Consider the following 24588-nt stretch of genomic DNA (forward strand, 5'->3'; position numbering starts at 1 on the left):
ATCTACAATTACTGCAATGCAGCTGTCACTTGCTTTTTGAAATCCTCATAAACAAATGTCCAGTATGATTTATTCGTCATATTCTCTTCACGAATTTCTGCATACAATGCCTTTTGTGCATCTTCAAATGTAGGATCTTCTTTATCAGGTAAACTAGCTCGTTTGCTCACTACTAGTTCCTGTAATTCTGGTGCACGTGGTCCCCATTTTCCAATCACTTGACCAACATCATCCAATAAAATATAAATTGGAATTGCACGACCACCGTTTGTTAAATAGCGATCAATTAAATCTGTATCCGCATCGCGAAGTACTGTGCGTATTTCTAAACCTGCAGCCTCTGCTACACGACGAATAATCGGGTTATTTAACATTGCGTCGCCGCACCAATCTTCAGTAATTGTTAAAATTTTTGGCTGCTTGTCCTTTAGTAGCTCGATAAAGCCATCGTTCGTTGGCACTTCAAAGCCATCATAAATACGGAAGCTCTCCTCTTTCAACGTCGTCATATTATCCATATATTGCTGAATCGAAATCGCATCTTTGAAATATTGTTGTTCAGTTTTCATTGATTAACCCCCTAATGTTATTTCATGTTCTATTCTATATTTTGCTATGAAAACTTTTTTTAGACAACCATAAAGTGTTAACTTGTATTTTTTAGCTCATCACCATACCGTGTGGTTGATTTCCGTTCCGACTGGGCGCTTTGTTGCTGCCGCTTCGCTTTCGCACAGAAAACATTTGTTGCTGCCGCTTCGCTTTCGCACAGAAAACATTTGTTGCTGCCGCTTCGCTTTCGCACAGAAAACTTTTGTTGCTGCCGCTTCGCTTTCGCACAGAAAACTTTTGTTGCTGCCGCTTCGCTTTCGCACAGAAAACTTTTGTTGCTGCCGCTTCGCTTTCGCACAGAAAACTTTTGTTGCTGCCGCTTCGCTTTCGCACAGAAAACATCCGCTTCGCTCCAGGGTCTCGGGCCAATCGGCTGAAATGTCAGGGCATTCACTTCACCTTAAATTGTATGGATACCTCAAACAAAAAGAATAGTACCTTTAGTATGTATTACTTTTTAAAAATAATAAAAAGCCAAGAAAGCGAATTTGCTCTCTTGGCTTTCTGTTGCAAATGCAATTAACGTTTTGCCATTTCTTGTTGTAATAATTTATTAACCATTGGCGGATTTGCTTGACCTTTTGTTGCTTTCATAATTTGACCAACTAAGAAGCCGATAGCACGATCCTTACCGTTTTTGAAGTCTTCGATCGATTGTGCATTGTTATCTAGAATTTCTGTAACGATAGCAAGTAATGCACCTTCATCAGAAATTTGAACTAAACCTTTTGCTTTAACGATATCTGCTGCAGAACCGCCTTTTTCTACTAGTTCAGCAAATACTTTTTTACCGATTTTAGAAGAAATTGTACCGTCAGTGATTAATTTCACCATTTCAGCAAGGTTTTCTGGTGTTAATGCAGTATCTTTAAGATCTTTTTGTTCTGCATTTAAGTAAGCAGAAACATCACCCATAAGCCAGTTTGCAGAAAGCTTTGCATCCGCATCATTAGCTACCATAGCCTCGAAGAAGTCTGAGATTTCTTTTGAAATAACAAGAACTCCTGCATCATATGGCGTTAAGCCTAATTCTTCAACATAGCGTTTTTTACGAGCGTCTGGAAGCTCTGGAATTTCTGATTTTACACGCTCTAACCATTCGTCATCAATTGATAGACGTACTAAGTCTGGCTCTGGGAAGTAACGGTAATCATCTGTTCCTTCTTTAACACGCATAAGAATTGTTTTACCTGTTTTTTCATCAAAACGACGAGTTTCTTGCTCAATTACTCCACCTGACAGAAGTACGTCTGCTTGGCGTAATTCCTCGTGCTCTAAACCACGACGAACATAGTTGAATGAGTTCAGGTTTTTAAGCTCTGTTTTCGTACCGAATTCTTCTTGACCGTATGGGCGGATTGAGATGTTGGCATCACAACGTAAAGATCCCTCTTCCATTTTACAGTCTGAAACATCTGCATATTGGATGATTGATTTTACTTTTTCAAGATACGCGTACGCTTCGTTCGGTGTGCGAATATCTGGCTCAGAAACGATTTCTACAAGTGGTGTACCTTGACGGTTAAAGTCAACTAAAGAGTGGTCGCCACTGTGAGACAGTTTACCAGCATCTTCTTCCATATGAAGACGTGTAATACCAATACGTTTTGTGTAACCATCTACTTCGATATCAACCCAGCCGTTTTTACCAATTGGCTTATCGAATTGAGAAATTTGATAAGCTTTCGGATTATCTGGATAGAAGTAGTTTTTACGGTCAAATTTTGTTTCTTGTTCGATTTCCATGTTAAGTGCAAGTGCTGCACGCATTGCGAAATCTACAACATTTTTATTAAGTACAGGAAGGACACCAGGATAGCCTAGGTCGATTACTGTAGTGTTTGTATTTGGTTCAGCACCGAAGTGAGCTGGTGCTGGTGAGAAGATTTTTGAGTTTGTTTTTAACTCAACGTGTACTTCTAAACCAATGACTGTTTCAAAGTTCATGTTATTTTCCCTCCCAAATTTGAGGAACTTGTTTATGGAACTCCGTTGCTTGTTCAAAAGCATGAGCTACACGGTAAATTGTTGCTTCATCGAAATATTTACCGATAATTTGTAAGCCTAGTGGTAGTCCATTTTCAAAGCCACATGGAATTGAGATGGCTGGTACACCAGCTAAGTTCATAGGAATCGTTAAAATATCGTTCGCATACATCGTCATTGGATCATCGACGTTTTCACCAATTTTGAATGCTGGTGTTGGAGCAGTTGGTCCAATGATTACATCAAAGTCTTCAAATACTTTGTCATAGTCTGCTTTGATCAGTGTACGTGCTTGTTGTGCTTTTTTGTAGTAAGCATCGTAAGTACCTGCACTTAGTGAGTAAGTACCAAGCATGATACGACGTTTAACTTCATCACCAAAGCCTTGTGCACGTGTTTCTTTATAAAGGTCCATTAAGTTATTAACGTTTTCTGCGCGGAAACCATAACGGATACCGTCAAAACGAGAAAGGTTAGAAGACGCTTCTGAAGAAGAAAGAATATAGTAAGCTGCAAGTGCATATTTAGAGTGAGGTAGTGATACTTCTTCTACTGTAGCACCTAAGCCTTTTAATACTTCTAATGCTTCAAGCACTGATTGACGTGCCGCTTCTCCAACACCTTCACCAAGGAATTCTTTTGGCACAGCGATACGTAAGCCTTTTACGTCACCTTTAAGGGCTGCTGCGTAGTTAGGTACTTCTACGTTTGCAGAAGTTGAATCGTTTGGATCTAAACCTGCAATTGCTTCAAGTAAAAGAGCGTTGTCTTCAACATTACGTGTAATTGGTCCGATTTGATCTAAGGAAGATGCAAATGCCACAAGACCAAAGCGAGATACACGACCATATGTAGGCTTCATCCCTACAACACCGCAATAAGCTGCTGGTTGACGGATTGAACCACCTGTATCAGAACCAAGTGAGAATGGTACTTCACCTGCTGCTACTGCTGCTGCAGACGCACCTGAAGATCCACCTGGTACGTGGTTTAAGTTCCATGGATTTTTTGTTGTTTTATAGTATGAGTTTTCATTTGAAGAACCCATTGCAAACTCGTCCATGTTTAATTTACCGATAGTAACCATACCGGCTTCACGTAGTTTGTTAACTACTGTTGCATCATAAATTGGCATAAAGCCTTCTAGAATTTTAGAAGCACAAGTTGTTTCTAAGCCTTCTGTAACGATGTTGTCTTTCATACCGATAGGAAGACCAAAAAGTGGTCCACGCTCTTCAAATGGCACTTTGTCCATTTCAGCTGCTTGTGCAGTTGCTTTTTCTTCGTTTGAAGCAAGGAAAGCTTGTACATCGCCGTCAAGCTTCGCCATACGTTCGTATGCTTCTTTTGTTAAGTCAGCGATTGTTAAGTTACCCGCTTTAATGTCAGCTTGTAGCTCCTTAGCTGAACGTTCAAATAACGTCATGAGGAATCCTCCTATGTTTTAGTATTACATGATAGCTGGTACTTTTACTTGACCATCTTCTTGTTCTTTTACGTTTAACATCATTACTTCACGGTCTAAGCCTTTTATTGCCACGTCTTCACGCATTACGTTTACTAGTGGTAAAACATGAGTTGTTGGTTCAACATTCGTTGTATCTAACTCGTTTAATTGCTCTGCGAAGTCTGTAATTTTACCAAGTTGCTCAGCAAATTTCTCTGCTTCTTCTTCCGTAATTGCAAGACGTGCTAAATTAGCAACGTGCTTAACTTCTTCTTTTGTTAGTTTTGCCATTTTTTACACCTCCAAATACTCATTCAATTTATTGCTTTTGTTGATAACAATTGGGTTGAATAAACTTAACCATGCAAATAATCATAACATTTTTCAAATTAAAAATCACAACTTTCACCAAAAATATAGAAACTTTCACTACTATGACGAAGTGTTGCCTCTAGTGACTGTTTTCAGCTTTATAAGACTTGTTTCCCACGGGCAAGTTGGAAGAGCTCGGAATTACGTTCTATCCGTCATTTCGTTATTCTATCCATCATTTCGATGGTTCTATCCGTCACTTCAGCTCTTCTATCCATCATTTCGATTTTTTCATTTCTTCTCCAAAAAAATATAGTCAGCACAAGGCTGACTATATTTTAATAGATATGGACGAATGGTTCCTTTTCGTTGGCTTTCTTAATGATTAATGCCTCTGGACCGTTCATCGAGGTAATACTTACTTCAACGTTAATGTTATCAAATTGATTGATCAGAACACCTGTTAAATATTGAGTAAAACCAGTAATTTCAGCCTTGCCGAAGAATTGGATTGGGATTTCAATCGTTAGCTTTTGAATTTTTTTGTTTTGATAGAAACCTGTTCCTATCACACTAGTATAGTTAGAAAAATATTTATCTACATCTTGTTTGAAATTCTTAAAGTTATTGCTAACATCTCGATAGACATCCTCTGATTCATCCGTTGGGAACAGTACATACTCTTCATCAATAGCTGTCCAATCAGCAATGTCGTTTTCTCCAGCTTTTGCTACGCCATAACTAAAATACGTTCCTGGAATAATGTCATTGCGAGCTTTCTGCTTAAACAAACCAACTACAATCGGTACATCTTTCAATTCATCTTGAGTTCTTAGGCGGGATACAATTTCCGCAGCCATCTTCTTCCCTTGTTCAACAAGCTTCGCCTCTGGAATTGGTTCCTCATAGTACTCCCCATATTTTTCTTTTTGATAATAGTAAATAGAGTTTAAGGAAAGTCCTATCGAAATACCACCTAATTTCACTTTATTATCATCTGTTTTTGTTAAATAATTTTGCTCAACAATATGTGATAAATAGATTGGGGCTTTCTTTGCACGTTCCTCTGCCGGCATTGAATCCGTCGTTGGAGGGTTTAATCCATTCTTCTTTTGCGAACTACGCGCCAGCCATTCAGTCACTGTGCTTTCGGCTAAATATTGCCCTTCTTGGAAGTAGTAGTCTTTTGTATCAAACTCATTTTGAGAAAGACGCATTAAACCGGTTTCAACTTCCTTCATATCATATTTAGTATAAATATTTGAAACTACTAATCCCCTGCTAGCACTTTCTTTATAAGGAATTAGCGTTCTATAATGTGTATCATCAATGTTAAAGCTTGGAATAATCGTTGTTTCCGCTTTTTCCTGTTGCGTCTCCTGTGTAAGCTCTGTTTCCTTCTCTTCAGAAGGCACACAGCCGACTAGCATTGCAGCAGCGATAATTGCTGGAATGAGTCGAAATGACTTCATTATTTTAAGACTCCTTTACTGAAATTAAATTTCTGCTCGACGAATTGTTCATACCTACCTATGGAAAGGACAATTCATCTTACTTTACTATAATATTGGATCATCACCATACCGTGTGATTGATTTCCGTTCCGACTGTACGCTTTCCTAGAGTCGCCCAGTCTCCACTCCAATCAACTATACATTTTAACAAATGTCATCCACAACTTTTGGTGATGATCCTGATATTTCCCATTATTGTACGAGGTTAAGTTGTTCAATCAGGCTGTCTTCATTCCAAACTTCAATACCTAACTGCTCGGCTTTTGTTAGTTTAGAACCTGCTTCTGCTCCTGCAATAACAAGGTCAGTTTTTTTGCTGACACTACCTGTAACAATACCACCTAACTCTTCTATTTTCGCCTTTGCTTCGTTACGTGTCAATTGCTCAAGTTTACCAGTTAATACGATTGTTTTACCTGCAAAAGGATTATCTCCTACAGCTACCTCTATCTTTTTACCTTTATACGTCATATTGACGCCCACTTCAGCAAGGCGACCAATGACTGCACGTGCATCCTCATTTGAAAAATACTCGACAAGCGATGAAGCCATCTTATCTCCAATTTCGTGGATTGCTACCAGTTGCTCCTCTGTTGCTGTCATAACCGCTTCCATCGTTTCAAATTCCTCGGAAACAATTTTCGCTGCCTTTTCCCCAACATGTCGTATACCTAGTCCAATTAGTAAACGCTCCATCGAATTTTCCTTGGAAGCCTGAATCGCATTGACTAAATTCGTAGCAGATTTTTCACCCATTCGCTCAAGCTCAACAAGCTGCTCTACCGTTAAGTGATACAAATCAGAGACATCATGAATTAAATCTGCACGTAATAATTGCTCAACGACCTTATCCCCAAGACCATCAATATTCATAGCATTACGTGAAACAAAGTATTTAATGCTCTCCGCAATTTGTGCAAAACATGCAGGATTTACACAACGTAATGCTACTTCACCTTCAATACGAATAAGCTCACTATCACAGACAGGACAGTTTTTAGGCATGACGAATGGAACTGAATCCTCAGGTCGTTGCTCTACTAACACACCTACAACTTGTGGAATAATGTCGCCAGCTTTTCGGATTATGACTGTATCACCTAAGCGAATATCCTTATCTCGAATTAAATCCTCATTGTGTAACGAAGCGCGTTGAACCGTTGTACCTGCAACTTGAACAGGCGCTAAAATGGCAGTAGGTGTAACAACCCCTGTACGTCCAACTGTTAAATCAATATCAAGTAATGTTGTGACTACTTCCTCAGCAGGGAATTTATAGGCAATTGCCCATCGTGGACTCTTTGCCGTATAACCAAGTTCATCCTGCTGTGCGTAGCGGTCTACCTTAATGACAATGCCGTCAATTTCATAGGCTAAATTCGGACGATTTTCAGTCCATTCTTCGATAAAGGCTAGTACCTCCTCAATCGTTGAACAGCGTTGACGCTCTTTATTTGACGGGCAGCCTAGTCCCTCTAAATAATCGAGCATCTCTGCATGACCGTCAATACCATATGCCTCTCCATCTCCCCCAATCGCATAAATAAAGGTTGATAGCTGACGACTCGCTGCTATTTTAGGATCTAACTGACGTAAAGAGCCAGCAGCTGCATTACGCGGATTGGCAAATAACTCCTCACCATTTTCAGTACGCTGAGCATTTAATTTTTCAAATGATTTTTTAGGCATATACGCTTCACCACGAACTTCAATTGTGATAGGCTCCTTCAATCGAAGTGGTATTGCCCGAATCGTTTTTAAGTTTGTTGTAATCTCTTCCCCTACAACACCGTCTCCTCGCGTTGCCCCTTGTACAAAAACTCCATTTTCGTATTTCAGAGAAATGGCAAGACCATCAATTTTCAGCTCACAAACATAGGAAAAGTTATCACCGATTGCTTGACGCACTTTACGGTCAAATTCACGCAAGTCTTCTTCATTAAAAGCATTTGATAGACTTAGCATAGGATAATCGTGTGTCACTTTTTTAAAGCCTTCTACCACTGCTCCTCCAACACGCTGTGTCGGTGAATCCGGATAAATTAGTGACGGATTTGCTTCCTCTAATGCAAGAAGTTCATGTAATAATTGGTCATAAACACTATCTGCTACGACAGGTTTATCCAACACGTAATAGGCATGGCCATATTCATGTAACAATTTATTTAACTCCGCAATGCGCTGTTCTATTTCGTTCATTTAAGTTCCTCCGCTTACGCTTTTTCAATAGGTGCAAATTGTGCCAGTAATCGTTTAATACCGATAGGCTGTGGAAAGGCGATATCTAGCTCTGTACCATCACCCTCACCTTTTACACTGACAACCATACCTGTCCCCCATTTTTTATGGATTGCCTTATCTCCGGCCTTCCAGCCAAATTGATCTCCACCAGTTGTTTGTAAACGAGATGTCGCAGGTTGTGTTTTCTGAACCGCTCCAAGTGTACGTTTTTGATAGCCACCAGCCGAACGGTTACTAGAGGCAAACGGTACTTCAGGCTTCGCGCCACCTTTAGAGATTGATTCCGTAATATCCTCCGAAATTTCACGTAAAAAACGTGAAGCATTGTTATAACTTGAACGACCAAAAATCGTCCGACTTTGTGCACTAGTTAAATACAAACGTTCCTCTGCACGTGTTATGCCCACATAAGCGAGGCGACGTTCCTCTTCCATTTCATCCATATCGTCAAGTGAACGAGAATGCGGGAAGATATTTTCCTCCATTCCAATGATAAAGACGACTGGGAATTCTAAGCCTTTTGCAGCATGCATCGTCATTAAAATAATGTTGCCCTTCGATGTGTCCTCTTTATCAAGTGCATCAATATCTGCAATGAGAGCTAAATCTGTTAAAAAAGCAATTAAGCTCTTATCATCACTACGTTCTTCAAATGCCTTCGTCACTGATAAAAACTCTTCAATATTTTCTAAGCGACTTTCTGCCTCAATCGTCTTCTCATTTTGAAGCATTGCACGATAACCAGATTTTTCAATGACCTGCTCTACAATTTCAGTAACAGATAAATAGTCCTGCATTTCTGTAAAACCTTTAATCATCGCATAAAATTGCTCAGCTGAAGTAGCAGCCTTTCCTGATAGCCCCATAAACAAAAGATCATTCATTGCATCAAAAATAGAGCGATCCTGTTCAATCGCATAACGCGCCATTTTTTCAAATGAAGTGGCACCAATACTACGCTTTGGCTCATTAATAATACGTGCGAGTGATAAATCATCATCATTATTGGAAATAAGGCGCAAGTAGGCAAGTAAATCCTTAATCTCTTTACGATCATAGAACTTAGTACCACCAACTATTTGATAAGCCATATTGGACTTAACAAGCACTTCCTCCATCACACGGGACTGAGCATTTGTACGATATAGTATCGCAAAGTCATCAAATGTACGATCTTCTTTTTGAATAAGCTGTTGGATTGTTTGTACAACGAATTGCGCTTCCTCTTGCTCGTTATACGCTTTGTACAACACAATTTTTTCACCTTCTGCATTTTCTGTACGCAGTTCTTTTGGATAACGTGTTGTATTATTTTGAATGACGTCATTTGCCGCTTGTAGGATGCGTTTTGTTGAACGATAATTTTGCTCAAGCATAATGGCCTTAGCATTCGGATAATCCTTTTCGAATGACAGAATATTGCCAATATCTGCACCACGCCAACGATAAATCGATTGGTCTGAATCCCCAACAACACAAATATTTTTAAATTTTTTAGCAAGTAACTGAACTAGTAAATATTGGGATTTATTCGTATCCTGATATTCATCCACATGAATATATTGAAATTTATTTTGATAGTATTCAAGCACTTCTGGTACACGCTTGAATAATGTAATAGTTGTCATTATTAAGTCATCAAAATCGAGGGATTGATTGCGGCGTAGTCTTTTTTCATAACCTTTATAAACACGAGCAATCGTTTTTTCATAAGGATTATTTTCATTGATTTGACCTGCATAATCGTCCGCAGCTATACATTCGTTTTTTGCTGAACTAATCGCATTTAAAACCGCACGTGGTTCAAAACGCTTCGTGTCAATATTTTCATCCTTCATAACATTTTTAACAACTGATAGCTGATCGGTAGAATCTAAAATTGAAAAGTTACGTGATATCCCAAGCTGGTCAATATTACGTCGTAAAATACGCACACACATCGAGTGGAATGTTGACACCCACATACTATCGCCAGTTCCGTTACCGAGAATGCCATCAATACGCTCTCGCATTTCACGTGCCGCTTTATTTGTAAATGTGATTGCTAAAATCTTTGATGGATATACTTCTTTTTCGATTACTAAATATGCAATACGATGTGTTAATACACGTGTTTTCCCCGATCCTGCACCTGCCATAATCAACAACGGTCCTTCAGTTGTTTTTACCGCATTTTCCTGCTCAGGGTTCATACCTGCTAATAAGTTTTTCGTTAACTGCTCCATTTCGCACCGCCTTACAAACGTTTATTTATCAATTATGCCTCGGCATAATTGCGTCCGGATTCGGCTTTGTGATTGCACAAAGAACTCCTTTCCGATTCCGTGACATCCGCCGGAGGCTTAACTTCTTTCAGAAGGTGTTTGGACACCTGCTGAAAAAGTTAAATTATATATTATTTTTTACAGCCTTAACAGTCGCAAGCGCAGCTTTTAAATCTTCATAAATAATATTCCCCACTACTACAGTATCAGCATATTTTGCCATTTCAGATGCTTGCTTAGTAGATGTAATACCGCCACCATAAAACAGTCTCGTATTTTTCAGTTCGTTTTTCACAGCACTTACAACCTCAATATCGCCATAAGTACCGCTATACTCTACATAAAACACAGGCAATCTAAAGAAATTTTCAGCCATCCGTGCATAGGCGACAACATCATCAATTGATAAATCCGTTTTCGCATTCGTTACTTCTGCTACTTTACAGGCCGGGTTTAAAATACAATACCCTTCAGCTACTAATTCATCCCACACCATAATATCTCCATATTCCTTAATGGCTTCATGGTGTAAATTTTTTATCCACTTTGGATCATCACTATTTAACACTGTCGGAATGAAATAATAATCATAACCTGGTGTTACAGAATCAATTGTAGAAATTTCAAGTGCAATTGGTACTTCAAAGCGTCGTACACGGACAAGCAAATCTAATACGCCGTCTAATGTTACACCATCTGTTCCACCAACTAAAATGACATCTGTACCTGATTCACAAATTCTTTCTAGTGCCTCATCTGAAATATCTTTCGCTGGGTCTAGCTTGAACACATGTCTCCATTCTAAATAATCCATCTATTTTACCACCTATCATTTTCTATCTATTCGTTTACAAGTATAGCTTATGACTGTCGACAAAAAAATGAAAAAGACTGAGCAGAACCTCTACCCAGCCTCTTTACCTACTATTCTTTTGGTGCTTGAAACGGCTTCTCATCTGGATACAAACGACCTAGCATTTCATCATATGTGTCATTCCCATAATCAAAGCAACGACGTACACGTGAAATAGTCGCTGTACTTGCGCCTGTTTCCTTTTTAATGGATTCGTAGGTTTTCTTTAAACGTAGTAAATGCGCAACCTCAAAGCGTTGTGCCAGCGATTGAATTTCACTAATCGTACATAAATCATCAAAAAATTTATAGCATTCTTCGATGTCTTTTAGCTCCAACACTGCTTTAAATAATTGATCTGTTTGATGCCCTCGAATTTTTTCGATTTGCATGCAATTTTCCTCCCTTTAAGGCTGCGTTTTCACCATTGCTTGTAACCCTGGTGAAGATGGTACGAAATGCACCCAAGACTTCCCTGGTACTAGCTTTACAAGCTCCCCAGACTCTTCTACAGCCATCGGTATTCCATCAATATTAGACCATTTGACTTCTCTCATATAGCCATTTTGAAATACATACGCATTTCCACCAGAAGTTAAATCAATTTCTTGGCGTCCCTCATTATCAATCGTTTGATGTTGCATTTCAAAAAATAGAACATTTGCCAATGATAATGTTTCGCCTGATAACATATCCTTTGTGTCAACGCCAGCCGATTGTCGTCCATAACGATTACTTTCATGATCATATACATATGAATTATGGAAATACTCACTATTTCCGTAGTAAATGTCAATTTGACTTGTTTCATTGCCTATTTTACCACGTTCATCGGGTTCATAAAAAGCCTGACTTACTTTTTCACGGTAAATCATTGAAGCGTCCACTTTTTCAGCTCCATTTAATATATTTTCAGACGTAATATACGAGTTGTGTGGAGCAACACGATCTTTTGAACGTTTAAAAAGTGTACCATCATAATCCATACCATTTATATTGTCGACTACATTATTACTAAGCAAAGATTTTGCCTCTGGGCTGTAGCCATGAGCTACATAAAATGCATCGTAGCCTTTTGCAAGATCAACAAAATAAGAGCGAGCACTGCGAACAGGCCCTATATTTTCTGGCAGTTCACTTTGATAGACTGCTAAAAGACGAGTGACATTGCCTTCTGCTAACATTTCGTAAATAATATCTGCTGCACCTATACCTGATTGCGGACGTGCTGCTGGATGATTATTAATAGTAACAATAATTGGGCGTTGTGTGATTTCTTCCTTAACAGCCTCACCTGTCAATGGAGCAAAATTCGTCTCTTCATTTATAGTCTCTTCAACAGCTGGTTCTTCATCAGCCTTTTTCGTATCGTCTTCTTTCACTTCCGACGAATCCTTTGAACATCCCCCTATCAACAAGGTACTAAAGGCCACGGCTATAAATAGTTTTTTTGATTTGAACACATGATTACTCTCCTTTTATCCATTGAAACGCTATAGTGAAACTTTCACTAGCGCATAACTGCTGGTAATAATAACTTATTCTTCATAACATCAAAAATCCCTTTTGGTGTTATACGGATATATGGTAAATGAGTAGATTGTAAAAACACTAAAGAATAAATGGCGTCTCCTAAGTGGTAACCGCGTTCTGCCAATGCTTGTTTTAAGTTCTTCTCTTTTTCTGTTAACTCCTTAACATCGCCATCATATAAAAAACCGCCAATAGTCAATGGTATAGCAGAAACTACTTCTCCTTTTTCAACAAGTACGATACCACCACGCATTGCCTTCATCTCTTCAAAGGCTTTGATCATATCTTCTTTATTTTTTCCGATAAGTAAAATGTCCCCTGTATACGAATAAGATGAGGCAAAGCCTTGAACACTAGTAGCAAAGCCTTTAATCATCGTGTTAACATGCCAATTACCTTCTCTATTGATGAGCATTAAATAGCATTCATCATGATTTGCTAGCTGCCCTTCTCTAGTAATTAACGAGTTATATGGTTTCGTAATAACATCATTGATTAGCTCAATTCCAAACGGCATCGAGAATTGAAAATCATGTGACGTTAATGAAAAATCTAAATTAAATTCAGGTAACGCTGAATAATCAATTGCCGCAAGCCTTTGCACTTGCTCTCCATCGCGCTTTAACCAAACTCCTTTTGATAGTACGCTTTCAGGAACTGGATGCCATTCATCTTGTAAAATGTTGAGTGAAGCAAATCGACCAGTTGCGATAAAGCCATGTAGGTTGGACATATTATAATAGCAAGCCACATTATAGGATGCCATTTGGTAGGCATCTATTGGTGCTACACCTGCATCTAAGGCTACCTGAATACATTTATCCATCACACCATCCTCATGGAATGACGGTGGTGAGCCATCTGTTGTCATCATTAAATGGTCAAAAATAGGTAGCTCTTTTTCAACGATTCCCTTCAATAAATTTGGTAAATCTGGGCGAATGGAAGAATGACGCAATGTCACAGCATATCCTTGCATAATACGTCGTTCCACTTCTTCCACTGTCATAGCTTCATGATCACCATCTGCACCAAGTAGCTTCATACGTGCTAAAGTTCGTTCTGATGCTCCTGGGAAGTGCCCTTCTATTTTTTTCCCATAGCCCTTAGCAATTTGCATACGATATAGCATTTGGTCATCACCATGTAACAACCTTGGCCAGCCTGTTAATTCGCCACCAAGTAAAACATCATCTCGCTCTAACCATTCTAAAATGGATGTATTAGAGAAAATTTCTTCCTCTTGTTCCATTTCAGTTTGTGAATCAAAACGTGTCCACCAATAAAATGAAAATGGTAGCTTTTTCAAATCATTCAGTATTGAAAACGCTTTCTTATTTTCTAAAGATAAAACGAAGCTTAAATTATCAGAAATAAAAGTTGTAGTTCCGAGCTGTCCACAAAAATCAGCAAAAGATTGTGGATGATATAATTGGAACGGATGAACATGTGGTTCAATATATCCTGGTACGATTATTTTATTCGTACAATCGACCACTTCTGTCCCTTCTAATAACGGAGGCATTCTATCACCAGCATAGACAATACGGTCTCCTAAAATCCAAATGTTCCCTACTATCCATTTTTTGAGCATGCTATGTAAATAACGTGCATTTTTTAAAACAATATCCGGTGCTTTTTTGCCATCAATAACAGCTAATTGTTGGCGTAATTCTGTTATTTTCCATACTGGATCCATTCTATTCGCTCCTTCCTAAATTACGTAAAATTTCATTGTGTAAATTCAACTTGAAATCACATACTACTACTGCATAAACGCTTTTTTCCGTAAAAATAGTCCTTTATGCAATCATCTTGTTTCAATCGTAACACAGCACTTTCATAAAGCAAAGTGCCCCCGCTTTATTTTTTCCACAATGACTAAAGGAGGAAATATGATAATGCAACAAGCTAACTTAAGTGAAAAAAATGCCTTCTGTCGCTTTGCCATGGGTACAAGTATGACGGCATATGGGATCGCTAAGGTCTCAAGAAATCCTGATTGTACGAAAGGTCGATTAATGATTGCATTAGGTGCCATGAAAATGGCTGAGGGTATCTTCAAATATTGCCCAACTAAAGCTTTACTGAGTTCTTGTATGGAGAATTCTATGAGCAACAGCAATAACAATAGCACCGGCAACTCTTCTATGCAAAGTATGTTCAGCGGCCAAAATTCTATGTCATCTGAACAAATCGATAAACTCATGAAGGATTTCTCCTCTGCTATATCTGGAAATACGTCAGCATCAACTGCTACTACTGCAAAGCAACCTGACGCCAGCACTTCAACTCAAAATTCCTCAGTCAATAAAAATTCTACAAATAAAGCACAAAATCCTTCTTAGTCAAAGGAGCCGTCTCAACTGTATTTTTGAGACGGCTCTTCCCTTATCCATCATACGTTTGAAAACAATAAGAAGTTTCAAAGTATGAAAAATTATATATTTAATTTAAGCGTAGGGTTGATTTCCGTTCCGGCTAGGCGCTTTCCTGGGGGCGTCCGATGAGCCGCTTCACTCGCGTTGCTCGCTCCAGGGTCTCATCTGTGACGCTAATCCCCAAGGAGTCGCCTAGCCTCCACTACAATCAACTATTTGCATGGCATACGTTTTAACAAAATGTCATCTCTAAATTACGATGATGGACCAAAATTTATTAAAAATACTTGTATGACATATTACCACAACGAGGGGTTAATTACCGCTCGCCAACTATCGTTCCCCTATTCGCTTTGCTCCAAGGTCTCATCTGTGACGCTGATTCCCAACGCCCAGACTCCACTCCAATCAACTAGAATGGGCGCCTATAAACAACTTATATTTTCGAAGTCGACACGCCTGATATTATACTACTTAAACGTGCGCCAGCCGATATCTTTACGGAAGAAGAAATTGTCCCATTTTTCTGTTGCAATGCCTGCGTAAACTTTTTCTTGTGCTTCTTTTAAAGTAGATGCTTTTGCTCCAACTAATAAAACGCGGCCACCATTACCGACAAACTTCCCATCGACATGCTTTGTACCTGCATGGAATACTGCATGTGAAGCTGAAAGAGTCTCTAAGTTAGGTAATGCATTTCCTTTTGCAACGTCCCCAGGATAACCTTCTGCAGCTATAACCACACCAAGCATTGCTTCTTCAGACCATTGTAGATCGAATGGCTTTTCATCCATTAATGCCATCATAAATTCACCAAAGTCAGATGCCATACGTGGTAAAACTACTTGTGTTTCTGGATCTCCAAAGCGTGCATTAAACTCAATCACCTTCGGACCGTTTTTCGTTAAAATCAATCCTGCATATAGGATCCCTGTAAACGATACATCATCTGCCTCCATACCCTTTACCGTTGGCTCAACAATTGTTTGATAAGCAATGTCCACTACTTCTTGTGAAATTTGAGGTACTGGTGAATAGGCTCCCATACCACCAGTGTTAGGTCCTTTATCGCCATCATAAGCACGTTTGTGGTCCTGAGCAATGACCATTGGATAAATCTGTCCTTTATGGACAAATGACATAAAGGAGAATTCTTCCCCGTCTAGGAATTCTTCAATAACAACACGAGAAGATGATTCTCCAAAGCGTTGGTTACCTATCATATTTTCTACAGCCTCAATTGCTTCATCTTCAGTCATTGCTACAACTACACCTTTACCAGCAGCCAAACCGTCTGCCTTGATCACAATTGGTGCACCTTGTTCTTTAATATATGCTATAGCCTTATCTGCTTCAGTGAACGTTTCATGGGCTGCTGTTGGGATCTGATATTTATTCATAATATCCTTAGCGTATGATTTACTGCTTTCGATTTGTGCTGCTGCCTTTGTTGGACCAAATACTCGTAAGCCACGAGTAGTAAAGAAATCCACGATTCCTTCAGCAAGTGGTTGCTCAGGACCAACAAAAGTTAAATCTATTACATTTTCTTTCGCAAATTGTGCTAGTCCTGCAAAATCCATTGTATCAATAGCAACGATTTCAGCATCGCCTCTCATACCGTCATTACCAGGTGCTACAAATACTTTATTGACAGATGGTGAAATATTAAATTGTTTGGCGATAGCATGCTCACGCCCGCCACTTCCAATTACTAATACGTTCATTTTAGGGAATCCTCCTATTTGTAAGTAAGACCGAGATGAACCAACATCTCGGTCTAGTTTTTAACATATTCTAATTAGTGTTTGAAATGACGTACGCCAGTGAATACCATTGCAATACCGTACTCATTTGCTTTATCGATGGAATCCTGGTCTTTAATAGATCCACCTGGTTGAATAATGGCTGTAATGCCCGCCGCTGCAGCCGCTTCTACTGTATCGTTCATTGGGAAGAATGCGTCTGATGCTAATGCTGCACCTTTTGCCTTTTCTCCAGCTTGCTCAAAAGCGATTTTAGCCGCTCCAACACGGTTCATTTGACCAGCACCAACACCAAGAGTCATTTGAGAATCCGTCACAACGATTGCGTTTGATTTCACATGTTTCACAACTGCCCAGCCAAGTTGTAATGCTTCCCATTCTTGTGCTGTCGGTTCACGGTCTGTCACTACTTTAATATCTGCATTTGCAAATCCGTAGCGATCTGGTTCTTGTACAAGAAGACCACCCTCTACTGAAACAACATTAAATTGATCTTGTTTCGCTTGCTCAAAAGGAATTGTTAATAAGCGAATATTTTTCTTCTTCGTTAAAATATCAAGTGCTTCTTGAGAGAATGATGGTGCAATAATAATTTCTAAAAAGATATGGCTTAATTTTTCAGCAGTTGCTGCATCTACCTCCATGTTTAATGCAATAATGCCACCAAAAATTGAAGTTGAGTCTGCTTCGTATGCTTTATCAAATGCCTCTTCTAAAGTTTCACCTGTACCCACACCACAAGGGTTCATATGCTTTACAGCTACTGCTGCAGGCATTTCAAACTCTTTTACAATTTGTAATGCTGCATTCCCATCTTGAATATTGTTGTATGATAATTCTTTACCATGTAGTTGCGTTGCATAAGCTAATGAGAATTCAGAGCCCAGACGTTTTTGATAGAAAGCGGCTTTTTGATGAGGATTTTCTCCATAGCGTAAGTTCTGTTTTAATTCATATGTCATTGTTAAGCTCTCAGGGAACTCTTCTTCTGTTAAGTAGTTTGATATATATGAATCATAAGCGGCTGTGTGACGGAAAACTTTCGCAGCTAACTTACGACGTGTTTCAATTGTCGTTGCACCCTGTGCCTTTAGTTCCTCTAATACGTTCACATAGTCATTGCTATCCACAATGACTGTAACATATTGATGGTTTTTTGCTGCAGAACGTAACATTGTTGGACCACCGATATCAATATTTTCGATCGCATCGTCCCATGTTACATTAGGCTTTGAAATTGTTTCAACGAACGGGTAAAGATTAACACAAACAATCTCAATCGGCTCAATTCCATGCTCATTCATTTGTGCTTGATGAGACGCGTCATCAAACTTTCCTAATAATCCACCATGAATCATTGGATTTAACGTTTTTACACGACCATCTAGAATTTCAGGGAATTTAGTTACTTCATCGACTGCTGTTACGGCAACATTATTGTCTTGTAACATTTTTTTCGTACCACCAGTTGATAAAATTTCATAACCTAATGCTACTAATTCTTTTGCAAATTCTAAAATACCATCTTTATTGGAAACACTGATTAATGCACGTTTTGTCACAACAAATCCTCCTAATTTTTATCGTGTTTGCCACGAATATGTCTTGCTATTATTGATAGAGTAGAGTTAGGCTGTATTGTTCCAGAAGACCTAACTCCTCACCACTGAATTACTTTAATAACTGCTGTAAAGCTTTTGTATATAGTACATGCTCTTCCTTATGAACGGCCGTTTCTGTTGCCTCACGGTTCCCTTCAACAACTGACACTGCCGCTTGTGCAATAATAGGGCCTGTGTCCATACCTTCATCTACAAAATGCACAGTTACGCCTGTTATCTTGACGCCATGTTCCATCGCTTGACCGATGGCATCCTTTCCAGGGAAAGCCGGTAGTAATGAAGGATGAATATTCACAATGCGCTGTGGATATGCCATTAGTAATACTTCACTAATTAAGCGCATATACCCTGCAAGCACGATCCATTCCACATGACATTCATGAAGAGCCTCGATTATAGCAGTCTCATAATCTGCTTTTGAAGCAAACTCTTTTGGACTTAAAGCTAGCACTGGGATATTAAAGTTTTTAGCACGTGTAACTACAAATGCATTAGGCTTATCTGTAACAACAAGTTCGACCTTTGCATTCAGTTCGCCACGTTCAATGGCCTCTTGAATGGCCTGAAAGTTACTACCACTGCCTGAAGCAAAAACGGCAATTTTAGTTGGTGCAGTCATTACACTAAACTCCCATCATGTGAGCCATTGAATACAACACCTTCGCCTTTCACAACGCGACCGATTTTGTATGCTTTTTCACCATTTGCTTCAACTGTAGCAAGCACTTTATCTACTTCATCTGCAGGTACAGCTAAAACAAAGCCAATACCCATGTTAAAGACATTATATAAATCTTTGTCTTCTAGCTGTCCTTTTTCTTTTAAAAACTCAAAAATACGTAAGACAGGCCAAGCACCTAAGTCAATTTCAGTTGCTAAACCTTCAGGCATCATACGAGGTAGATTTTCATAAAAGCCACCGCCAGTTACATGTGCACAGCCATGAACGTCTGCTGCTTTTAAAGCTGCAAGCACAGGTTTTGCATATAGTTTTGTTGGCACCAATAAAGCTTCCCCAATAGGACCAAGATCTTCATAGCCTTCCACAATGGAATCAACAGCGTAATTATGATCAGCAAAGACAATTTTTCGTACTAATGAGTAACCATTTGAATGCACACCACTTGAAGCAATACCAACAAGCACGTCACCTTCTACGATTTTCTCACCTGTTACGATGGCAGATTTTTCACAAGCTCCTACTGCAAAACCAGCTAAATCATACTCATCCTCTTCGTAAAGACCTGGCATCTCTGCAGTTTCACCACCGATTAATGCCGCACCAGATTGCACACAGCCATCCGCAACGCCTTTTACAATTTGTTCAATTTTCGCTGGCTCAGCCTTTCCAAGAGCTACATAGTCTAAAAAGTAAAGTGGTTCAGCACCTTGCGCTACAATATCATTGACACACATCGCTACACAGTCCACACCAATCGTGTCATGCTTGTCCACCATAAATGCTAGCTTTAGCTTTGTCCCAACACCATCTGTACCTGAAATAAGAACAGGTTCCTTAAGATTTAGTTCTGACAAGTCAAACATACCACCAAAGCCACCAAACGTTCCCATCACACCTAGACGGTTTGTACGTTCAACGTGAGACTTCATTCGTTTTACGGCTTCATAGCCCGCTTCAATATTTACACCTGCTTGTTCATATGCTTTTGACACGCAGAGTTCCTCCTTATCATCCAAATCGCCTTAGCACATCTGAATCTAAAACTGCTAGGCATAGTTAGATGTTTTTCTTAACGTAATAGTTCTTTTTCATGTGGTAAGATTGTATCTGGGAAAATTTCCGTTGGATATTCGCCTGTAAAACAAGCTAAGCATAGTCCACGGTTTTCATCTTCATATGGTCTTGCAATCGTCTCTACCATACCTTCAACAGAAAGGAATGTTAATGAATCTGCTCCTATCGCGTCACGGATTTCGTCTACATTGTGGCTAGATGCAATCAGTTCCTCATGCGTTGAAGTATCGATGCCATAATAGCAAGGATCCGTCATTGGTGGTGAAGAAATCACAACATGTACTTCTGCCGCGCCTGCATCTTTTAACATTTTTACAATACGTCGTGAAGTTGTACCACGAACGATTGAATCATCCACCATCACTACTCGTTTACCTTTTACGACTTGAACAACTGGAGAAAGCTTCATTTTTACACCGCGTTCACGTAATTCCTGTGTTGGTTGGATAAATGTACGACCTACATAACGATTTTTAATAAGACCCAGCTCATATGGGATACCACTTTCCTCTGCAAAGCCGATTGCTGCAGAAATACTTGAATCAGGTACACCAGTTACAACATCAGCTTCAATGTGTGCACATTCACGAGCAAGCTGTTTCCCCATACGTTTACGTGCCATATGAACGTTAATACCATCAATATCAGAGTCAGGACGTGCTAAATAAACGTACTCCATCGCGCACATTGCACGTTTATTCATATCTGCAAAACGATCAGATTTGACACCCTCGTCGTTAATAATTAATAACTCACCTGGTTCAACAGATCGAACAAATTCTGCACCTATTAAATCAAATGCACAAGTTTCAGAGGCTACAACCCAGCCATCTCCTAGCTTTCCAAGAGATAATGGACGTAAACCATGTGGATCACGTGCAACAAGCATTTCATCTTTAGTCATAATTAAGAATGAATACGCACCCTTTAATAATGAAAGGGCATTTTTCACCTTTGCGCGGAATGGTGAATGCGAGCTTTTCTTAATAAGATGCGCTAGCACTTCTGTATCAGAGCTAGAATGAAAAATACTACCTTGTCGCTCTAAATACTGTTTTAAGTGCGTTGCATTGACTAAGTTACCGTTATGAGCAATTGAAAGGCTACCAGTTGAGGAGTGGAATAATAACGGCTGTACATTTTCAATACCGCCTCCACCGGCAGTCGTATAACGAACATGAGCAATGGCTGCTTTTCCGTCAACTGCCTTTAATTTCTCTTCGTTGAAAACATCATTAACTAGTCCTTCGCCTTTCACCGCGCGAAGATGCTGACCGTCAGAAACAACAATTCCTGCGCCTTCTTGGCCACGGTGTTGAAGAGCATGAAGCCCGTAATAACTAAGGTGTGCTGGATTTGGGTTACCCCAAATACCAAACACCCCACATTCTTCGTTTAAGCCTCTGAGTTCAGCAAGCATGGGATTGCTCCTTTCCAATTAGAACGGAATTCCTCCACTGTACCTTCTACAAGCACACCGTTGTCACCGTTGATTTTAACAAGCGCATCGTTAGTTACGACACCGATTTTCTGTGCCTCTTTTACAATTTCTACAAATGCAGCAGCATTTTCTTCTTTCACTGATACAACGAAACGAGATTGTGTTTCACTAAATAATGCTGTAGTTGCAGAGCCAGTTAATGTAACATCCACACCTAAGCCATTTGCGCCAAATGTTGTTTCAGCAAGCGCTACTGCAAGACCACCTTCCGCTACATCATGTGCAGATTGTACGATTCCTGCTTTAATCGCTTTTAGCAATGCTTGTTGACGTGCAGCTTCAATATCCAAGTCAATAGCTGGTGCTTTCCCTGAAATAACCCCATTATTTAATAATTTTTGAAGCTCAGAACCACCGAATTCAGTTTTTGTATTGCCGATCACAAATACTACATCGCCAGCAGCCTTCACTTCTTGTGTTGTTACATGTGCTAAATCTTCAATTAGACCAACCATACCGATTGTTGGTGTTGGGTAAACCGCTTCTCCAGAACGTTCGTTATAAAGAGATACGTTACCACCGATTACAGGTGCATTAAGTGCCGTACAAGCTGCTGAAATACCATCAGCTGATTTTTCAATTTGCCAGAAGATTTCTGGTTTCTCAGGATTACCGAAGTTTAAGCAGTCAGTAATCGCTAATGGTGTACCACCAGTTGCTACAATATTACGAGCTGCCTCTGCTACAGCAATAGCACCGCCCACCTCTGGATCTAGGAAAATATAACGAGAATTACAGTCAGTCGTCATCGCTAAACCTTTGTTTGTACCACGGACGCGGATAACTGCTGCATCAGAACCTGGTGCAACGACTGTTGATGTACGTACTTGATAATCATATTGATCGTAAACCCACTCTTTTGAAGCGATTGTTGGTGCTTTTAAAAGTGCGTTTAATGTTTCTTTGTGATCTGTTACAACGGGTTCAATGTTTTCCATCGCTTGGAACTCACCGTAGTAAGCAGGCTCTGCAGATGGCTTATGATAAACTGGTGCATCTTCTGCAAGTGCATCAGCAGGTACTTCAGCTACAACTTCACCATTGTGTAATAAGCGAAGCATTTTATCATCTGTCACTCGACCAATCGCCACAGCATCTAAATCATATTTATCGAAAATCGCTTTAATTTCATCTTCGCGACCTTTTTTCACAACAAGTAGCATACGCTCCTGAGATTCAGATAGCATCATTTCATATGCTGTCATGCCTGTCTCACGTTGTGGTACTAAGTCTAAGTTCATTTCTACGCCAGAACCAGCCTTAGAAGCCATTTCTGCTGATGAAGAAGTTAGACCAGCAGCCCCCATATCTTGAATACCTACTAGAGCGTCAGATTTTACTACTTCTAAACACGCTTCAAGTAAAAGTTTCTCCATGAATGGATCCCCTACTTGGACTGCAGGACGTTGGTTCTCTGATTCTTCTGTTAACTCTTCAGAGGCGAATGTTGCACCATGGATTCCATCACGACCTGTTTTTGCGCCAACATACATTACTGTATTTCCTACGCCAGCTGCGATTCCACGTTGAATATCTTTATGGTCAATTAAACCTACACACATTGCATTAACAAGTGGATTACCTTCATAGCAAGGATCAAATTGAATCTCGCCACCTACAGTAGGAATCCCGATACAGTTACCGTAACCTGCGATACCAGCAACTACCTCTTCGAATAAATATTTACCACGCGCTGATTTTAATTCGCCAAAACGTAGTGAGTTCAGCATCGCTATTGGACGTGCCCCCATCGAGAAAACGTCACGGATAATACCACCAACACCCGTTGCAGCACCTTGATAAGGCTCGATTGCCGATGGATGGTTATGTGATTCCATTTTAAATACAACTGCTTGTTCATCACCAATGTCTACAATCCCCGCACCTTCACCTGGACCTTGTAAAACTTGAGGACCCTTTGTAGGGAATTTACGTAACACTGGTTTTGAATTTTTGTATGAGCAGTGCTCAGACCACATTACTGAGAAAAGACCTGTCTCTGTCCAGTTTGGTAGACGTCCTAAAATACCTTCTACCATTGCAAATTCTTCGTCTGACATCCCCATACCAGCGTATAGCTTTTCATCTTTAATTTGCTGTGCTGTTGGCTCAAACTTAGTTGTTGACATGATTTTCCCTCCACTGCTTCACAATTGATTTAAATACTGCTAGACCGTCTGCTCCGCCCACTAGTGCATCAACAGCTCGCTCTGGGTGAGGCATCATACCTAATACATTGCCGCGCTCGTTTACAATCCCCGCGATATTTTCTAAAGAACCGTTTGGATTTTCACCTGAGTACGTGAATACGATTTGATTGTTGTCTTTTAATTTTTGTAGTGTTTCCTCATCACAGTAGTAGTTGCCTTCACCATGTGCGATTGGAATATTGATCATTTGACCTTGTTCGTATTGGTTTGTAAATAATGTATTGTTGTTCTCAACCTTAAGCTGAATTGTACGGCACATGAATTTTAAATTTTTGTTGCGAAGTAATGCACCTGGTAATAAACCTGCTTCCGTTAAGATTTGGAATCCATTACATACTCCTAATACTGGCTTTCCAGCATCCGCTGCTTTCTTGACCTCTGCCATAATATTAGATTGGTTTGCCATCGCACCACAGCGAAGATAATCCCCGTATGAGAAGCCTCCTGGAACTAAAATACCATCAAAGCTACTTAAATCTGTTTCTGTATGCCATACATATTCTACTTCTTCACCTAGCTCGTCTTTAATCGCATGATACATATCAATATCACAGTTTGACCCAGGGAATACGAGTACTGCGAATTTCATG

Annotated in this window: 20 protein-coding genes; 1 reads left to right on the top strand and 19 read right to left on the bottom strand. The window is 39.6% G+C overall.

Annotation, left to right across the window (positions count from 1 at the left end):
* Positions 1 to 8: 8 nt before the first annotated feature.
* The 12 genes from AB9L17_RS21915 to AB9L17_RS21970 all read right to left on the bottom strand — a co-directional run bounded on the left by AB9L17_RS21915 (position 9) and on the right by AB9L17_RS21970 (position 14461).
* Positions 9 to 569, bottom strand: coding sequence for a thioredoxin family protein (locus AB9L17_RS21915; RefSeq protein WP_068986371.1), 561 nt, complete (start codon positions 567 to 569; stop codon positions 9 to 11).
* A 77-nt stretch (positions 570 to 646) separates the two neighbouring features.
* Positions 647 to 1006, bottom strand: coding sequence for a hypothetical protein (locus AB9L17_RS21920; protein ID WP_375199796.1), 360 nt, complete (start codon positions 1004 to 1006; stop codon positions 647 to 649).
* A gap of 125 nt (positions 1007 to 1131) precedes the next feature.
* A complete protein-coding gene (gene gatB, locus AB9L17_RS21925; protein ID WP_068986372.1) occupies positions 1132 to 2559 on the bottom strand; it encodes an Asp-tRNA(Asn)/Glu-tRNA(Gln) amidotransferase subunit GatB in 1428 nt (475 codons plus the stop codon).
* Between the two features lies 1 nt (position 2560).
* On the bottom strand, positions 2561 to 4024 hold the full coding sequence (gene gatA / locus AB9L17_RS21930) for an Asp-tRNA(Asn)/Glu-tRNA(Gln) amidotransferase subunit GatA (RefSeq protein ID WP_375199797.1): 1464 nt from the start codon (positions 4022 to 4024) through the stop codon (positions 2561 to 2563).
* 24 nt (positions 4025 to 4048) lie between these two features.
* Positions 4049 to 4336, bottom strand: a complete 288-nt coding sequence (gene gatC, locus AB9L17_RS21935; protein ID WP_068986374.1) for an Asp-tRNA(Asn)/Glu-tRNA(Gln) amidotransferase subunit GatC — start codon at positions 4334 to 4336, stop codon at positions 4049 to 4051.
* 359 nt (positions 4337 to 4695) lie between these two features.
* Positions 4696 to 5829: a CamS family sex pheromone protein gene (locus AB9L17_RS21940; protein ID WP_368638390.1), complete on the bottom strand. Its 1134-nt coding sequence runs from the start codon at positions 5827 to 5829 to the stop codon at positions 4696 to 4698.
* A gap of 234 nt (positions 5830 to 6063) precedes the next feature.
* Positions 6064 to 8070 carry an NAD-dependent DNA ligase LigA gene (ligA, locus tag AB9L17_RS21945; protein WP_068986377.1) on the bottom strand — a complete coding sequence of 669 codons (2007 nt, stop codon included), beginning with the start codon at positions 8068 to 8070 and terminating at the stop codon, positions 6064 to 6066.
* 14 nt (positions 8071 to 8084) lie between these two features.
* Positions 8085 to 10337, bottom strand: a complete 2253-nt coding sequence (gene pcrA / locus AB9L17_RS21950) for a DNA helicase PcrA (RefSeq protein ID WP_068986378.1) — start codon at positions 10335 to 10337, stop codon at positions 8085 to 8087.
* Positions 10338 to 10500: 163 nt separating this feature from the next.
* Positions 10501 to 11190, bottom strand: coding sequence for a heptaprenylglyceryl phosphate synthase (locus AB9L17_RS21955; protein WP_068986379.1), 690 nt, complete (start codon positions 11188 to 11190; stop codon positions 10501 to 10503).
* Between the two features lie 110 nt (positions 11191 to 11300).
* Positions 11301 to 11621: a YerC/YecD family TrpR-related protein gene (locus tag AB9L17_RS21960; protein ID WP_004225717.1), complete on the bottom strand. Its 321-nt coding sequence runs from the start codon at positions 11619 to 11621 to the stop codon at positions 11301 to 11303.
* Between the two features lie 15 nt (positions 11622 to 11636).
* Positions 11637 to 12692, bottom strand: coding sequence for a DUF3048 domain-containing protein (locus AB9L17_RS21965; RefSeq protein ID WP_068986380.1), 1056 nt, complete (start codon positions 12690 to 12692; stop codon positions 11637 to 11639).
* Between the two features lie 47 nt (positions 12693 to 12739).
* On the bottom strand, positions 12740 to 14461 hold the full coding sequence (locus AB9L17_RS21970) for an adenine deaminase C-terminal domain-containing protein (protein ID WP_375199798.1): 1722 nt from the start codon (positions 14459 to 14461) through the stop codon (positions 12740 to 12742).
* 202 nt (positions 14462 to 14663) lie between these two features.
* Between AB9L17_RS21970 and AB9L17_RS21975 the strand changes: the two genes are divergently transcribed.
* A complete protein-coding gene (locus AB9L17_RS21975) occupies positions 14664 to 15110 on the top strand; it encodes a hypothetical protein (RefSeq protein WP_375199799.1) in 447 nt (148 codons plus the stop codon).
* Positions 15111 to 15613: 503 nt separating this feature from the next.
* Here AB9L17_RS21975 and purD read toward each other — a convergent pair.
* The 7 genes from purD to purQ form a co-directional block, all read right to left on the bottom strand.
* Positions 15614 to 16870: a phosphoribosylamine--glycine ligase gene (gene purD / locus AB9L17_RS21980; protein WP_375199800.1), complete on the bottom strand. Its 1257-nt coding sequence runs from the start codon at positions 16868 to 16870 to the stop codon at positions 15614 to 15616.
* Between the two features lie 74 nt (positions 16871 to 16944).
* Positions 16945 to 18471, bottom strand: coding sequence for a bifunctional phosphoribosylaminoimidazolecarboxamide formyltransferase/IMP cyclohydrolase (purH, locus tag AB9L17_RS21985; protein WP_068986384.1), 1527 nt, complete (start codon positions 18469 to 18471; stop codon positions 16945 to 16947).
* A 109-nt stretch (positions 18472 to 18580) separates the two neighbouring features.
* The gene (gene purN / locus AB9L17_RS21990; RefSeq protein ID WP_223556703.1) at positions 18581 to 19150 is read right to left on the bottom strand and encodes a phosphoribosylglycinamide formyltransferase; all 570 of its coding nucleotides are present in this window, start codon (positions 19148 to 19150) and stop codon (positions 18581 to 18583) included.
* On the bottom strand, positions 19150 to 20205 hold the full coding sequence (purM, locus tag AB9L17_RS21995; protein ID WP_375199801.1) for a phosphoribosylformylglycinamidine cyclo-ligase: 1056 nt from the start codon (positions 20203 to 20205) through the stop codon (positions 19150 to 19152). The genes purN and purM overlap by 1 nt, the downstream gene beginning before the upstream one ends.
* A 77-nt stretch (positions 20206 to 20282) precedes the next feature.
* Positions 20283 to 21707: an amidophosphoribosyltransferase gene (gene purF / locus AB9L17_RS22000; RefSeq protein ID WP_375199802.1), complete on the bottom strand. Its 1425-nt coding sequence runs from the start codon at positions 21705 to 21707 to the stop codon at positions 20283 to 20285.
* A complete protein-coding gene (gene purL / locus AB9L17_RS22005; RefSeq protein WP_375199803.1) occupies positions 21683 to 23917 on the bottom strand; it encodes a phosphoribosylformylglycinamidine synthase subunit PurL in 2235 nt (744 codons plus the stop codon). Before purL ends, purF begins: the two co-directional genes overlap by 25 nt.
* Positions 23904 to 24587, bottom strand: a complete 684-nt coding sequence (gene purQ, locus AB9L17_RS22010) for a phosphoribosylformylglycinamidine synthase subunit PurQ (RefSeq protein ID WP_068986389.1) — start codon at positions 24585 to 24587, stop codon at positions 23904 to 23906. Before purQ ends, purL begins: the two co-directional genes overlap by 14 nt.
* Position 24588 lies beyond the last annotated feature (1 nt).

It is taken from the genome of Lysinibacillus sp. RS11, assembly GCF_042019215.1.
GTDB classification, from domain to species: domain Bacteria; phylum Bacillota; class Bacilli; order Bacillales_A; family Planococcaceae; genus Lysinibacillus; species Lysinibacillus xylanilyticus_A.

Coding starts and splice junctions, on each gene's coding strand:
- purN (WP_223556703.1), bottom strand. CDS start 19,150: ATGACTGCACCAACTAAAATTGCCGTTTTTGCTTCAGGCAGTGGTAGT.
- gatC (WP_068986374.1), bottom strand. CDS start 4,336: ATGGCAAAACTAACAAAAGAAGAAGTTAAGCACGTTGCTAATTTAGCA.
- purL (WP_375199803.1), bottom strand. CDS start 23,917: ATGTCAACAACTAAGTTTGAGCCAACAGCACAGCAAATTAAAGATGAA.
- gatA (WP_375199797.1), bottom strand. CDS start 4,024: ATGACGTTATTTGAACGTTCAGCTAAGGAGCTACAAGCTGACATTAAA.
- ligA (WP_068986377.1), bottom strand. CDS start 8,070: ATGAACGAAATAGAACAGCGCATTGCGGAGTTAAATAAATTGTTACAT.
- AB9L17_RS21960 (WP_004225717.1), bottom strand. CDS start 11,621: ATGCAAATCGAAAAAATTCGAGGGCATCAAACAGATCAATTATTTAAA.
- pcrA (WP_068986378.1), bottom strand. CDS start 10,337: ATGGAGCAGTTAACGAAAAACTTATTAGCAGGTATGAACCCTGAGCAG.
- purF (WP_375199802.1), bottom strand. CDS start 21,707: ATGCTTGCTGAACTCAGAGGCTTAAACGAAGAATGTGGGGTGTTTGGT.
- AB9L17_RS21975 (WP_375199799.1), top strand. CDS start 14,664: ATGCAACAAGCTAACTTAAGTGAAAAAAATGCCTTCTGTCGCTTTGCC.
- purQ (WP_068986389.1), bottom strand. CDS start 24,587: ATGAAATTCGCAGTACTCGTATTCCCTGGGTCAAACTGTGATATTGAT.
- purD (WP_375199800.1), bottom strand. CDS start 16,870: ATGAACGTATTAGTAATTGGAAGTGGCGGGCGTGAGCATGCTATCGCC.
- gatB (WP_068986372.1), bottom strand. CDS start 2,559: ATGAACTTTGAAACAGTCATTGGTTTAGAAGTACACGTTGAGTTAAAA.
- AB9L17_RS21940 (WP_368638390.1), bottom strand. CDS start 5,829: ATGAAGTCATTTCGACTCATTCCAGCAATTATCGCTGCTGCAATGCTA.
- AB9L17_RS21970 (WP_375199798.1), bottom strand. CDS start 14,461: ATGGATCCAGTATGGAAAATAACAGAATTACGCCAACAATTAGCTGTT.
- AB9L17_RS21955 (WP_068986379.1), bottom strand. CDS start 11,190: ATGGATTATTTAGAATGGAGACATGTGTTCAAGCTAGACCCAGCGAAA.
- AB9L17_RS21915 (WP_068986371.1), bottom strand. CDS start 569: ATGAAAACTGAACAACAATATTTCAAAGATGCGATTTCGATTCAGCAA.